This window comes from Sphingomonas agri, assembly GCF_038148795.1.
GTDB lineage: Bacteria > Pseudomonadota > Alphaproteobacteria > Sphingomonadales > Sphingomonadaceae > Sphingomicrobium > Sphingomicrobium agri.
Genome location: NZ_JBAPEU010000001.1, coordinates 1,210,494 through 1,223,708 on the forward strand (window position 1 = coordinate 1,210,494; position 13,215 = coordinate 1,223,708).

Annotated in this window: 14 protein-coding genes; 5 read left to right on the plus strand and 9 right to left on the minus strand. The window is 63.6% G+C overall.

Features of this window, described 5'->3' with window-relative positions:
- Positions 1–25 precede the first annotated feature (25 nt).
- Together V8192_RS06035 and V8192_RS06040 are read right to left on the minus strand one after the other, a co-directional pair.
- Complete coding sequence (locus tag V8192_RS06035; protein WP_341632142.1) at positions 26–508, minus strand: hypothetical protein; 483 nt, start codon at positions 506–508, stop codon at positions 26–28.
- 184 nt (positions 509–692) lie between these two features.
- Positions 693–1,961, minus strand: a complete 1,269-nt coding sequence (locus V8192_RS06040; protein ID WP_341632143.1) for a glycoside hydrolase family 1 protein — start codon at positions 1,959–1,961, stop codon at positions 693–695.
- Positions 1,962–2,096: 135 nt separating this feature from the next.
- Between V8192_RS06040 and V8192_RS06045 the strand changes: the two genes are divergently transcribed.
- Together V8192_RS06045 and V8192_RS06050 are read left to right on the plus strand one after the other, a co-directional pair.
- Positions 2,097–2,357, plus strand: a complete 261-nt coding sequence (locus V8192_RS06045; protein WP_341632144.1) for a hypothetical protein — start codon at positions 2,097–2,099, stop codon at positions 2,355–2,357.
- Positions 2,358–2,496: 139 nt separating this feature from the next.
- A complete protein-coding gene (locus V8192_RS06050; protein ID WP_341632145.1) occupies positions 2,497–2,772 on the plus strand; it encodes a hypothetical protein in 276 nt (91 codons plus the stop codon).
- An 86-nt stretch (positions 2,773–2,858) separates the two neighbouring features.
- On the opposite strand, the gene V8192_RS06055 is transcribed toward V8192_RS06050, so the two are convergent.
- The 4 genes from V8192_RS06055 to V8192_RS06070 form a co-directional block, all read right to left on the minus strand.
- Positions 2,859–3,422 carry a dihydrofolate reductase family protein gene (locus tag V8192_RS06055; protein WP_341632146.1) on the minus strand — a complete coding sequence of 188 codons (564 nt, stop codon included), beginning with the start codon at positions 3,420–3,422 and terminating at the stop codon, positions 2,859–2,861.
- Between the two features lie 185 nt (positions 3,423–3,607).
- On the minus strand, positions 3,608–3,802 hold the full coding sequence (locus V8192_RS06060) for a hypothetical protein (RefSeq protein WP_341632147.1): 195 nt from the start codon (positions 3,800–3,802) through the stop codon (positions 3,608–3,610).
- A 116-nt stretch (positions 3,803–3,918) separates the two neighbouring features.
- Positions 3,919–4,506, minus strand: coding sequence for a hypothetical protein (locus V8192_RS06065; protein WP_341632148.1), 588 nt, complete (start codon positions 4,504–4,506; stop codon positions 3,919–3,921).
- 81 nt (positions 4,507–4,587) lie between these two features.
- On the minus strand, positions 4,588–5,925 hold the full coding sequence (locus tag V8192_RS06070) for a S8 family serine peptidase (RefSeq protein WP_341632149.1): 1,338 nt from the start codon (positions 5,923–5,925) through the stop codon (positions 4,588–4,590).
- A 72-nt stretch (positions 5,926–5,997) separates the two neighbouring features.
- Here V8192_RS06070 and V8192_RS06075 point away from each other — a divergent pair, with 72 nt between their 5' ends.
- Positions 5,998–6,492 (plus strand): RNA polymerase sigma factor, encoded by a 495-nt coding sequence (locus V8192_RS06075; RefSeq protein ID WP_341632150.1) that lies wholly within the window; start codon positions 5,998–6,000, stop codon positions 6,490–6,492.
- A 1-nt stretch (position 6,493) separates the two neighbouring features.
- Complete coding sequence (locus V8192_RS06080) at positions 6,494–7,207, plus strand: anti-sigma factor family protein (RefSeq protein WP_341632151.1); 714 nt, start codon at positions 6,494–6,496, stop codon at positions 7,205–7,207.
- A gap of 71 nt (positions 7,208–7,278) precedes the next feature.
- Here V8192_RS06080 and nagA read toward each other — a convergent pair whose 3' ends face one another.
- From nagA to V8192_RS06095, 3 genes are read right to left on the minus strand one after another with little or no spacing between them, the layout of a single operon-like run.
- The gene (gene nagA, locus V8192_RS06085; RefSeq protein ID WP_341632152.1) at positions 7,279–8,409 is read right to left on the minus strand and encodes an N-acetylglucosamine-6-phosphate deacetylase; all 1,131 of its coding nucleotides are present in this window, start codon (positions 8,407–8,409) and stop codon (positions 7,279–7,281) included.
- Positions 8,409–9,467: an SIS domain-containing protein gene (locus V8192_RS06090; RefSeq protein ID WP_341632153.1), complete on the minus strand. Its 1,059-nt coding sequence runs from the start codon at positions 9,465–9,467 to the stop codon at positions 8,409–8,411. The genes nagA and V8192_RS06090 overlap by 1 nt, the downstream gene beginning before the upstream one ends.
- 6 nt (positions 9,468–9,473) lie before the next feature.
- Positions 9,474–10,208, minus strand: coding sequence for a GntR family transcriptional regulator (locus V8192_RS06095; RefSeq protein WP_341632154.1), 735 nt, complete (start codon positions 10,206–10,208; stop codon positions 9,474–9,476).
- A gap of 227 nt (positions 10,209–10,435) precedes the next feature.
- On the opposite strand from V8192_RS06095, the gene V8192_RS06100 reads away from it, so the two are divergent.
- Positions 10,436–13,198 (plus strand): TonB-dependent receptor, encoded by a 2,763-nt coding sequence (locus V8192_RS06100; RefSeq protein ID WP_341632155.1) that lies wholly within the window; start codon positions 10,436–10,438, stop codon positions 13,196–13,198.
- Positions 13,199–13,215: the final 17 nt, after the last annotated feature.

Sequence of the window (13,215 nt, forward strand, 5' to 3'; positions counted from 1 at the left end):
TAGGCGCCGGAGAAGCCGAACGGGACTATTTTGCAAAAGGCCCGGAATGAACAACAACCGGCTTGCCAATTGTTTTTGACCAGCCGGCGACTTGGAAACCGTGCTCTTGAAGGCATCCCGTAAGCGCGGTCTTGATGGCCCGCTCCTTCTTGGCGCGCTTCGCACGGGACATGCCCCAGGCCCCACCGATCACCGCGAAAGGGAGCAAGACCACCGTCGCACTCGCGAGTGCAACTCCGCCCCATCCGCCGGCCACGGCGGCGGCCGTCCCGCCCACCGCGGCGGTTCCAGCACCAGCTCCGGCACCAGCACCCAACGATCCACTGCGCACGCTCGAGTCCAGCTTGCCCGCGACTAGTTGTTGGTGGCAGCTTGCATAGGCCGCTTCAAAATCCGCCTGGTTCGCGCTTGGCGATGCCAGTGTCGGCGTGAAATCGCGCGGACGGGACGAACATGCCTCCAAGGTCAAGCAGCTCACCAGAGCCCATGCGGTGATCTTGTTGTTCATTGGTTCCCCCTTGGATGCCCCAGCCATCCACGCAGTCGATGCCACGCTTTTGAAGCGGTTGCCATTTCTTAGCGCCGCGCCTCGTGGTCGTGGGCGTCTTGCACCTCGGTTACTTTTGACCGTGCCGGCCTATCAATACCAACGCCGCTGCGGACGCCCGCGAGCTACTCGCAAGCGGACGGGTTCAGGCGCGCACAGCTTCGGGTGAAGCTTGCCGCTCCCACGTTGCGGCATAGCGGCGCACGTCCTCCAGCTGTACCCGGCCCCAGTGGTGACCGTAGCCACCGGGCTCGACGTTTTCGGGTTGGTCGAGGCGCTGTTGCCAATCGCGGAGCTCGGCGATGTAGGGATCGCAGGGTACCCGCTCGAAGCTAACCTTGTCGGCAACGTCATAAATGCCGATCTTGGCCCAATTGTGGGTCCACCAGTCGGGCACGTCGACGAACGGATAGAGGCACACTCCGTGCAGATCGACGCCGTCGTTGATTGCCTTCAGCGACTCTTCCATCGTCATTCGGAGCCAGTCTGCGCGATTGTCCTGAAAGCCACTGGTCTCGCCGATGATGATCGGCCGTCCAAAACGCTCCCATGCGAACTTCAGCAGCTCGCTTAGCGGCTTGCGACGGGGGTCGCGCGGGCCGAGCGTTTCGCGCTTCTTGTCGCCGTCCAGCTGGACCTGGCTGTAGTTGTAGACATTCACGCCGACGATATCGAGGATCTCGGGAGAGCCGCCGAGCTCGGGCGCGAGGCGGCCACAAAGAATGTCCCATGCCTCATACGCTTTTTGATGCTCTTCCTCGCGAGCCTCTTCAGCGAGGTCCGGACGGTCGGGCGGCGGCACCGCGTGAACGATCGGATCGACGTGGACCATCCGGGCCTGCCGATCGACTTCCCGAATGGCTTTCACTCCCTCGATCGCCATGCGGCACAGCGCGCGTTTCAGCTCGCCTTCGCGCCCCTTGGCGAATGGGTACATCCATTCGAGGTCGCTCGCAGCTGCGGAAAAGAAAGTGATTTCGTTGATTGGCGTGAAGAAATACGGGCCTTGGGCGGTGCTCGTGACGAACCGGGCCGCGGCACGGCAATAGTCGACGAACCGATCGAGGCATTCCTGCGAGAATGGGTCGCAGCCGTCGGGTAGGCCATAGTGACACAGATCCCAGATGGGCGTGATCTTGCAACCGGTCGCGGCGTCCTGGACTGCCTTGACGCTCGACCAATCATAGCGCCCATTGCCGAGATCGACTTGCGGCCAACGGATGGCCTCGCGGACCACACCCACCCCCAGATCCATCGCAGCCGCGAAGTCCCTTTCGAGATGGCGGTCATGACCGGTTGCAGCGACGTAATCCTTGCGCTCGCGGTCTTTCCAGACGAACGTCGAACACTCAAAGCCGGTCATGAAGAAGGTCGGGAAGATCGAGCGGCCTGACGCAATTGCCTCTCGATCCATGGGATTGTCCTTCAATTGCCAAGCGGGTGACGAGCCAACTCCCAAGGACAACTGTTGTTCACGGGCGGCAGCTATGCAGGAGCGATGTTTGCTTCAGTCAATCGCCCGGCGGATGGTCCGGCCCAGGATGTCACGATGAATTTGGATGATCTCATTCGCCGCTATTTCGGCGTTGCAGGCCTCGAGGCGGTTCCCCCCGAAGCTCTCAGCGCGGGCATCGAACACATGCAAGTTGACCTCGGTCTAACAAAGGATCGCGGCGAGCGGTTCGCGCTCTGGGCCCTCCTGCATACGCTCGGATCGGCACCTGACCTCGACGTAGTCTTCGAAACCGAGGCAGATCGCGAGGCGGCGCGTAATTTCATGGACCTCATTGAGGGAGCAAGCGGCGCCTAGGCTCGGCGGCCAATCAGGAGGCGCGGGCCAAGCCCCATCGCGCAGCCGAGGCTTGTCCCGCTATCGTACAGGACGCCAAGCCTCGATTGACCTCGAGCAGCTTCGTTGAGACTGCAGGTGCAAGTCGAGGAGGTTGCCCTTGTCAAAATTCGGTAAGCGCATGGATGGCCCAAGAGGGCGCCGGTGGCTCAAGCGCCGGCCAGTCGGCATTCTGGGATCTGCGCTCTTCATCGGCGGGTCCAGTTCCGTGCTGATCCAGGATCTTTCCATAACCGGTGCCAGGCTTCTGGGCCGCGAGCTTCCCTCCGCTGGCACCGATGTCCTGTTGAAAGTCGGTGAGCGCTCGCTGCTCGGACAGATCGCCTGGAGGGCAGGCGACCATGGCGGCCTTTCATTCGATTTTGGTAGGCCCTAGCTTCGCTTTCGAACCGGCGCCCTTGCCCTGTCGTCCGGTTCCACTCGAGCTAGCGCGCGCTCGATCCCGTTCGATGGGCGCTCCACTCAGGCGGGAACGTAAGTCAATCTCACCACGTCCTCGCCGACCTGATCGCTGCCGGTGAGGCGCAGCCGCGGCGGTGAGCCCGTAAAGAAGCGCTTGCCGCCGCCGACAACGACGGGGTGGAGGTAGATCCGATACTCATCAATGAGGCCAAGGTCGGTCAGGCTTTGGGCAAGATCAGGCCCTCCCACTTCGATCTCGCCGGCGACCTCGGCCTTGAGCTGCCTCACCGTCCCCTCGAGGTCATCCGCAATTAGCGTCGCGTTGGGTCCGACCGATTTCAACGAGCGCGATACCACCCACTTAGGCTGGCGCCGCCAGGCGGCAGCGAAGTCGCGTTCCGCGGCATCCAGCTCAGGATGGTCTTCGTCCCAGTAACGCATGACCTCGTAGAGGTTGCGGCCATAGATGCTCCCGGCCTGTTCGCGCGCCTGTTCGATGAAATGCCGGAAGAGCACGGGGCCGGGCGCAAATGCCGTGTGATCGACAATGCCGTCGAGTGACTGGTTCATTCCAAAGACGAGCCTCGCCATGTCGTCACCAACCTTCCCAAGAGGCCCGGGCATAGCCTGCCTCGAAGACCAAAGCACTCAGGAGCATGGTGCGAGCGTCCGTTCGGCTCCCGGGCGCTTGCGCGCACGAAGGGATTGAGCCGCGACGATGCCTTTATGCTGGTCGGCGTCGCTTGGGACGTCGAGGAAAAACGAACTCGCCGAACTCACCAAGATTTGAGCGCGCCCAGGAACCAAACCTAGAGCCTGGAGGAAACGGGGGCTGGTGCGTCCCAGTCCCTCAGCTTGCGTGCTCCGGACCAGAGCTCCATCGCTCCTGGCCCGCGCCACTGGACGGCTTGCTGAAGCGCATAGAGATCGTTTGGAGCCTCGAACTCGCGGAAGTTCTCAATGCCGCCGCCAGCGTTGAGGAAGTAGAGACGATAGTAGCTCATTTCTTGAGAGGCCTTTGGAAAAAGCGGCTTGCCCGCCTGAAAGGCCCGCCCCCCTGGAGGAGTGTCAGGGGGCGGGCCAACTTGCGCCGCTGGTTCAGTTTGGCTTCGTCACTGGCCTAGCGGCGATCCTGCGATCCACGATGGCGATGCGCCTGCGCGCTCGCCGAGCCAGAGCCATTGGCCGAGCCATTTCCGCTGGCGCTGAGAGAACCGCCGTTTCCTAGGTTCCCAAGAGCGCCGTTACCTGCAGCAACCGCCTGTCCGGCGAGAGCTGCTGCCTGGTTGGTACCGACGCCCTGGACGCCAAAGCCGACATTCTTGTCGACCGATGCGTTACCCGAACCGTTACTGGCGGAATTGATGCCGGTGCCGGCCGCCGTGGCCGAAGTGACCGAGCTGACGGCGCCGGTAATCGTTCCTGCAAGGCCGACATTCCCGCTTGCAGAGCCGTTACGGGCATCCACCGAGTGGCTGCCGGAGGCGCCCGCGGAGCCATTTGCAATTCCGCTCACGCTATTCGAGAGATCACCCGTGAGATTGCCGACACCGCCGAGCGTATTGCCGACATTGGCACCGAGCGAGCCCCCGAGCGAGCCGTTCATTGCGCCGCTCACCGCGCCGGTCACGCCGCCGAGCAGCTGTGCTGCCGCCGGGGAAGCAGTGACCGCCAGCGCCGTGCCGGCAATGAGAATGAGCTTTTTCATCCTGATGTTCTCCTTTTCGAGTGGAGGCATTTTTGAGCCCCACTGAATGGAGAACGACACCGGCCGTCCCTTTCATCCCGTCTATCTGGCGCCGACGAGCCTCGGTTCGACGCGGCACTCGAAGCAGACGATACCCCTGCCGACCCGCCCTTTCCCGGGGCGCGCTTCCGAGGCCAGGCGATCGGGCGAGCCATCGAGGATGAGGCGCGCTGCAGCGAGCGGGGCGGCAAAGCTGGTGCCGCGGACCCGCGAATAGCCTCGGCCCGGCAGGGCGGCGGCCATGTCCGCGCCGGGCGCTGCAAAATCAAGGTGCACCGGCCTGCCGGCTTCGGGAAGTGCGCGGCCTTTGCCATCCACTGCAGTGACAGCGATGACGCCGGGGTAGGAAGCGGGATATTGCGGAGGTGCGGCCGGGCCGTCGTTGCCGACTGCCGCGACGACCCGAATGCCCCGACGCTGCACCGCATTGATCGCGCGGGAGACGATCATGTTCGGTGGACCGACCAGGCTGATGTTGATCACTTGTGCCCGCTTTGCGGCGAGCCACCCGAGCGCCCGCACGACAGCCGAGGCCGATCCTGCTGCACGGTTCCCGCCATAGACATCCGCGACATAGAGGTGTGCGCCCGGTGCTGCTCCGCGGAAGGGCCCGTCACTGCCCACTAGCAACGATGCGACAGCCGTTCCGTGGCCGGTGGGCTTGGGCGGTCCTGCAAATCCGTTCTGCTCGATCGCAGCGCCCGCCAATGAGGGATGAGACCCGACAGCCCCGTCGATCATGCCGATCGCACGGTCATTTCCTGCGCCGGCGACCGATGCGAGGCTCGCGTTCAGCGGAAGGAGCGAACCGCCGGCAGGCTCGAACAGGTGGTCGTAATCGGCCTCGAGCCCGGGCGCGAGCGAACGAAGGCGCTTGAGCGCCTCGCGGACATTGGTCCGCGGCGGGATCGCGAGCGTCACGGTACGCATCGCGAGCGCCGGCTCGACGTCCTGCCCGACAATTGCAAATCCGGCACGTGTTGCGAGCTGGAGTTCCGCTGGATCAGGATCGGCAAGGACAATGACGCCGCGGCGCACCGGCTGGTTTCGATCATCTGCCTCGAGCTCCTTGGGGTTATCCCTGATCAGCTCCTGGAGCCGCAATCTGCGCAGCTCCATAAGGCTCGAAGGCCCGGATTCCGCAACCGAGGCGGGCAAGCCTTCGACCGTGTCGAGGGTGGGGCGGACGACCTGCTGCTGCACTTGCGGACGGCCCAGCACATCCTGCAGCGCAGGCCCGGCAATCGGCAGATTTCCCGCCGGCGCAGGAAGTGCAACCGGTGGCAGCGACAATTGCCCCAGCAGCTGCGCTCCGGCGGCGCCCGCACCGGCGGTGATCATGATCGCCGTGCAAAGAAGATAACGCGCAAATCTGGACATTCGTGACCCTCTTTATCATCCGTCCCATGGATGAAACGTACAGGCTCCGCCGTTTCATCCCCATGGAGCTCAATGGATTCTGCTCTTTCGTTCGAGGATGGACTAACGGCGCTGCTTCCGCGGCTTCGGCGGTTTGCGCACGCGCTGTCGCGCAATTCGGCCGATGCCGACGATCTCACTCAGGCAACGATCGAGCGGGCGCTGCGCTCGCAATCGCAGTGGGTGCCGGACACGCGGCTGGACAGCTGGCTCTACAAGATCATGCGCAACCTGTGGATCGACACCGTCCGCGCCCGCGGGCGAAGGGAAGATCTGCATGCGCCCGTCGAGGAGGCGGAACGGATTGGCGAGGATCCACGCGGAGCAATCGAGGCGGGGATCGATCTTGCCAAGGCCATGGCGGCGATGCAGCGGCTGCCGCACGAGCAGCGCGAAATTGTGGCCCTCATCCTGGTCGAGGGCGTCGGCTACCGGGAATGCTCGGAAATTCTGGGGCTTCCGATAGGGACGGTCTCGAGCCGGGTTGTCCGAGGCCGCGCCGCGCTCCTCCAGCTGTTGGGCGAATGACATGGTAAGCGACGAGACTTTCTTTGCCTGGCTCGACGGTGAGCTCGATCCCGCGCAGGCGGCGATGGTCGAGGCCGAAGTTGCAGCGGATCCCGGGCTCTCCGCCAGGGCGGCGGAGCACCGTGCAATGCAGCAGAAGTTGAGGGGAGCATTTGACCCGCTCCTAAGCGAGCCGTTGCCCGACACGCTGGTCGCCGCGGCGAGAAGTCGCGCGCCGGCAACGGTGGTCGACTTCGGCAAGGCTAAACAGGCCCGCGAGGCGCGCCGCTTCCCGATCGCGATCCAATTGGGTGCAATGGCTGCCAGCCTTGCAGTCGGCATCCTCGTTGGCACGATGGCATCGCGGCCGGCGGATATGGCGCCCGTGAGCGTCGAGGACAGCAAGCTCTACGCCAATGCGGGCCTTCGCCATGCCCTCGATACGGAGCTTGCGAGCGCACCCCGCGGCGACGTCCGCATCGGCATGACCTTTCGCGAAGGAGGGGGCGCGATCTGCCGCACGTTCATCACCAGGGCCTCGACGGGGCTTGCCTGCAGGCAATCGGATAAATGGCGGGTCCGCGGCCTGTTCGGAGCGCCGGAAGGCCAGGCGGGCGATTATCGGATGGCCGGAGGCATGGAGCCCGGCCTTGCCGACATGGTCGAAACCACGATGAAGGGAGAGCCCTTCGACGCGGCGCAGGAACGGGCGGCGAGGCAGCGCCAGTGGCGGTGACAGAAGCGAGGGAGTGGCCGACCTCGCGGTGAGTGCCGAGCGTCGAGGTCGGTTCCTGGTCCAGGACCGGTCTAGCCGGGCGAGCCGGCGACCCAGGTCCTCACCACGCTGAAATCTTCCTTCATCGCGACGAGGTCTGCGCGAAAGCCGGTTTCGATTTTGCCGGTCTCGCCGCCAAGTCCCAGGAACCGCGCAGGCGTGCTCGTCGCCATCTTGACCGCGGAGCCAAGGTCAAGCCGTCCCTGCTGGAGGGCGTTTGAAATTGCTGCGGCCATGGTGAGCGTGGAGCCTGCAAGGACACCGTCGCTGCTGACGAGCCTGTCGCCCTCCCGGCGTATCGCCCGGCCCTGGAGCATGAAGTCGTCGTCCTCCGCTCCGGCCGTCGACATGGCATCGGTGACGAGCATCAGATGATCGGTGCCCTTTGCCTGGAGGCCCACGCGGAAGGTCGCCGGATGAAGATGGTGGCCGTCAACGATGATCCCGGCAAAGGTGCTCCGGTCCTCGAGCGCCGCGCCGACCATCCCCGGAGCCCGGTTGGTGAGCTGCGACATTGCATTGAAGAGGTGGGTGAAGCCCGTCATCCCGGCATCGATCGCGGCGCGGACCGTCTCGTAACTGGCGTCCGAATGACCGGCCGAGACGATCACTCCCGCCTCGACCAGCCGCGAGATCTGGGCTGGAGTGATGCATTCGGGAGCAAGCGTCAGGAGGGTTCGCCCGTTGCGCACCGAGGAAAGCATCTCGACGAAGCGGTCGTCGAACTGCTGCAGCATCGATGCGAGGTGAATGCCGCGCCTGGTGCGGCTGAGGAAGGGCCCCTCGATGTGGATCCCGAGGACGTTCTTCATTCCGCTCTCGATCGCCTGGTCGACTGCAGCGATCGCCAGCTCGATCACGGAGAAATCATCGCTGATGAGCGTCGGAAGCATTCCGGTGGTGCCGAACCGCCGGTGAGCTGCCGCCATGACGGCAATCGTCTCGGCCGAGGGGTCGTCGTTGAAGAGGCGTCCGCCTCCGCCGTTCACCTGGACGTCGATGAAGCCTGGAACAAGGAGTTCGCCGCCAAGGTCGAAGACTTCGGCATCCGCGGGAGGCTGCTCGCAGATCGCGCCGATGCGCTCGCCCTCGACCACGACGCAAAGCTCTTCGAGCCTTCCGTCGGGGAGCAGCACGCGGCCATTTGCAAGCGCCGTTTTCATCAGACCGTCTCGGTCACTTTGGCAAGATGGGGAGGGCGATCGGGATCGCGCCCTCGTGCGAGCGCCAGGCCGTTGGCGAGCCGGTAGAAGCTGAGGATTTCAAGCACCGGGGCAATCAACGGATCGACCTTGAGGGCGGGCAGCTGGATGCCCGGCGCTCCTTCGACCCCTGCACTCATGAGGCTTGCCCCCCGGTCCTGAAGCTCGCGTGCAAGTTCCAGAACGCCGGGCAGGCTCTTGTCGGCCTGTCCAAAGAGAAGCACTGGAAATCCCTTCCTGACGACCGCCATCGGCCCGTGGCGAAGCTCTGCAGCACTGAATGCCTCGGCGTGAATGCCGCAGGTCTCCTTGAATTTGAGCGCTGCTTCCTGGGCGATCCCGAGCCCGTGACCGCGCGCCGCGACGTACATGGCGCCCGCGTTCTCGAGCTTCCCGAGCGCCTCGCTCCAGTCGAGGGCCCAGGCCATTTCGAGCTTGTCGGCAAGGATCGACAAGGCAGCATCGACATCCTTTTCGCCCGTCCAGGCCGAAAGGAGATGAAGGATGGCCGAAAGGCTCGCAATGAACGACTTGGAGGCGGCGACGGATCGCTCGGGGCCGGCGTCGAGGGGAATGAAGTAGTCGGCGAGTTCCGCGAGCGGCGATCCCTCCTCGTTGACGAGCCCGACGAGAAGCGCGCCGCTCGCTTTTGCCTGCCGCGCTGCATTCACGAGGTCGGGGCTTCGTCCGGACTGCGAAATCGCAAGGACCACAGTCCCGGCCAAATCGGGCATGGCGCCGTAGATCGAACCGACCGAGGGCGACAGGGAACTTGCAAGGACGCCCGCGCGGGTTTCGACGAGGTAGCGGGCAAAGGTCGCCGCATGGTCCGAGCTTCCGCGCGCCAGCGTCACGATCGCACGCGGCGTTTGAGCGCGGAGGTGCGCTGCGAGCCGGGTGACCAGTTCTCCGCTGCTCGCCAGCTGGCGGCGCACGACCTCGGGGGCTTCCCGCGCCTCGGCGAACATCATCGTCTGTTCCGGCGCGGCGCTGCTCGGCAAGGATCGACCGGTGCTCATTGGTTCCTAGCCGCGCGCAACACTCAGTTCGGCAACAAAGTCGTAGGCGTCGCCGCGATAGTAGGACTTGGTGAACTCGACCGTGCGCCCGTCGGCAGCAAAGCCCCGCCGCTCGATCTCGAGGCCCGGATCCCCCGGTTCAATGCCCAGCAGTTCCGCCTGTTCGGGAGTGAAGAGAACCGCGCGAAGGCGCTGGAGCACTCGAACTGGCCGCGCGTCGCCAAGCGCGTCGTAGAGCGACTCGCCCACCGCCTCCACCGAGCTCAGCGAATCCTTGGGCACGGTTGCATGCTCGAGCGCCATCGACTGTCCGTCCGCATAGCGGATGCGCACGAGGCGGTAGACGGGTGAACCGGGGCCAAGGCCAAGCGCGAGCGATTCTTCGGGCATGACCGTCCCTTCGCCCTTCGAGATCCATTCGCTGTGAGGCTGCCGACCGCGCGAGAGCATGTCCTCGGTGAAGGAGGAGATGGTCGCGAAATTCTTTTCGACTCGGGCGGCAACGAAGGTTCCGGCGCCCTGGCGCCTCGTCAGCAGCCGTGCATGGACCAGTCCGTCAAGCGCCTTCCTCACCGTTACTCGGGAGACCTTGTAGGCGTCGGCTAGGTCGCGCTCGGGCGGCAGCGCTTCATCGGGTGCAAGGACGTTGCGCTCGATAGCCGAGCGGAGGACCCGCTGCAGCTGCAGGTAGAGCGGCGCACCGCTCGCGCTGTCGAGTTTTCCCACCCGTTCGACGAACATCGACCTTCCTTTTGCCCTTCTTACTTTGAAGCGTCGCTAAGTCCATTTCAATACCAAATTGCGACAAATTTGCATTGGTGTTATTTTTGGTATTGCAATTGGTCTGCGTTTGGCGGCTAAATGCAGATGTTCAGCCGACGGACGTTCGTCTGCGTCGTCCGTGGCTGCCGCATATTTGGTCGTACTTTGGTCCGGTCCAATTGAAGGTCTTCATGAGGGGGAAGGCGATGTCCGAAGTCAATTACAAGCTGCGCAAGGCGATTCTCGGCTGCACCGCAAGTGCTTTGGCGCTCTCGATGGCAAGCGCAGCAAGCGCGCAGGAGACGACGACCAGCAGCGACACCAAGCCCCAGCCCAAGGTCACTCCCGGCCAGATCGAGGGGCAGGTCGGACCAGCTCAGGTGCGTACGGGTACCACCGGCCAGCCGGACCAGATCATCATCACCGGCATCCGGGCATCGATCCAGGCGTCGCTCGACCGCAAGCGCCGTTCCGACATCGTCTCGGAGGTCGTCACCGCCCAGGACATCGGCAAGTTCCCTGATAAGAATGTGGCCGACTCGCTCGGGCGCCTCACCGGCGTCAATGTCGTCACGGGCTCGGCCAATGCCGGCGGCTTCGGCGAAAATCAGTCGGTCTCCATCCGGGGCACCGATCCCGCTCTCAATCTCACGCTCCTCGACGGTCACGGCATCGCGACCGGCGACTGGTTCGTCCTCGACCAGACGGCTGGCGGGCGCAGCTTCGACTATAGCCTGCTGCCGTCCGAAATTGTCGGGCGGCTGGAAGTCTACAAGGCGAGTGAGGCCGATCTTCCCGAAGGCGGCGTTGGAGGAACGGTCAATGTCATCAGCCGGATGCCGCTCGAGCTTCCCTCGGGCAGCATCAGCATCACCGCGCAGGGCAATTACAACGACCTTGCCAAGAAGTGGGCGCCGCAGGTTTCGGGCCTTGCAAGCTGGAAGAATGGCTCAGGGACGTTCGGCGTACTTGCGACCGGCTTCTACCAGGAGCGCTATTTCCGCCGCGATGGCCAGGAGTTCCTTGGCTATACGAACGTCGCCAACTTCAACAACACGGGCCAGACGGTAACCGCTCCGATCCTCATCGGCTCGGCCTATTTTACCCAGAAGCGCGTCCGCAAGGGCGGTACGCTCGCCGTCCAGTTCCGGCCGTCCAGCAATTTCGAGCTCGACCTTAACGGTCTCTATTCGAGGATGGACGCGAACAACGTCAACCGAAACTCGATGGCCTGGATCTCCAACGTCCTTGGCGCCAATTCGACGCCCGGAACGCCTGGCTATGCGCTCTCTTCGTTCACGATCACCAACGGCTATCTGACCGCGGCGAACTGGAACAACACGACTGCGAGCGGGGGGCCGCTCAACGGCAGGGTCCAGGACGACATCTTCCGCCAGGCCTATTCATCCACCTTCGACATCAATGCCGATGCGACCTGGAACGTCAGCGACCGGCTGAGGCTGAGCGGCCAGATCGGCTATACCAAGGGCAAGGGCGCAACGAGCGACACTTACGCCTGGGAGACCTACTGGCACACCGGCGTTGGCTACCAGTTCACCGGCAGGGGCGCGACGGTCACCTATCCAGGCCTTCCGACCGACTTCACCTCGCCCGCCTATCTCAACAATTTCTACAGCTGGTCGTGGGGCGGAAAGATCATTTCGCCGGACCGGGAGTTCTACGGGCGCGCCGATCTTGAGTACAAGTTCGACAACAGTTTCCTCAAGTCCATCATCGTTGGCGGGCGCTACACGGATCACAAGCGCTCGCTCGACTATACCGCTTATGCGTGGCCCGGAAACGGGCTCTTCTCGGGCACCCAGCTCGTCAATCTTGGGACCGTCTTTGGCGGCGGCGTCACCCCGTCGAACTATGGCAACGGGCTGATCGGCGTGCAGCCCTATTCATTCGCCGACCAGAACAAGGTCCTCCAGGAGCTCGCGACGAACGGCGGACGAACCTTCGCATTCTATCCGCAGGCGAGCTTTGCAGTGAAGGAGAAGACCGAGGCGCTCTACGCGATGGCGCGCTTCGACGATGACAGTCACTGGCGCGGAAACCTCGGCGTCAGGGCCGTCCACACCGATCTCGACACTCTTCAATATTCGCCCAACGCGACCACTGCGAACGCGGTCACGATCTTCTGCGCGACCTGCGGAACGGTAACGACGAAGAACCGCTACTGGGACATCCTCCCGAGCGCCAACGTCATCTATAGCGTCCAGCCGAACCTGCTCCTTCGGGCCGGTGCAGCGCGGGTCATGTCGCGGCCCGGCTATGCGCAGCTCGCAGGCGCCTTTACCGCGAGCGACCTTGCACTCACGGCCAACGCAGGCGGCAACCCGCGTCTCAAGCCCTTCCGTGCGTGGGACTACAACCTTGCGGCCGAGTGGTATTACGGAAAGCAGGCTCTGCTCTCCGTCAACCTCTTCTACCTCGACATCTCGTCCTACATCACGACTGCGCAAAGCACCGTCTTCCTCATCACCCAGCAGCATCCGCAAGGTGCCAATTTTGCGGTGACGGGCCCCGTCAACGGGCCGGGAGGCCACAACAAGGGCTTCGAGATCAACTGGCAGCAACCGATCGCCTACGGTTTCGGCGTGATCGCCAACTACACCTATGCCGATGCGAAGGCGAAGGGTGGCGGCGTCATCGATGGGAATTCGAAGAACACGTACAACGTGACGGCCTATTTCGAAAATGCACTCCTGAGCGCCCGTCTAGCCTATACCTTCCGCTCGAAGTTCCGCAGCGGCATCGATCGGTCGACGCCGATGTGGCAGGGCAATTTCGGAACGCTCGACGGCTCGCTCGTCGTCAACGTGACGAAGAATATCGCCCTCACCGCCGACGCCCAGAACCTCACCAATCGAAAGCTCTATTATTTCGTGGGCGATCCGACGATCCCGCGCGCCTATTACAACAATGGTCGAACCTTCTGGGTTGGCGCAAAAGTCACGTTCTGACAGAGTTCGTCCGAACC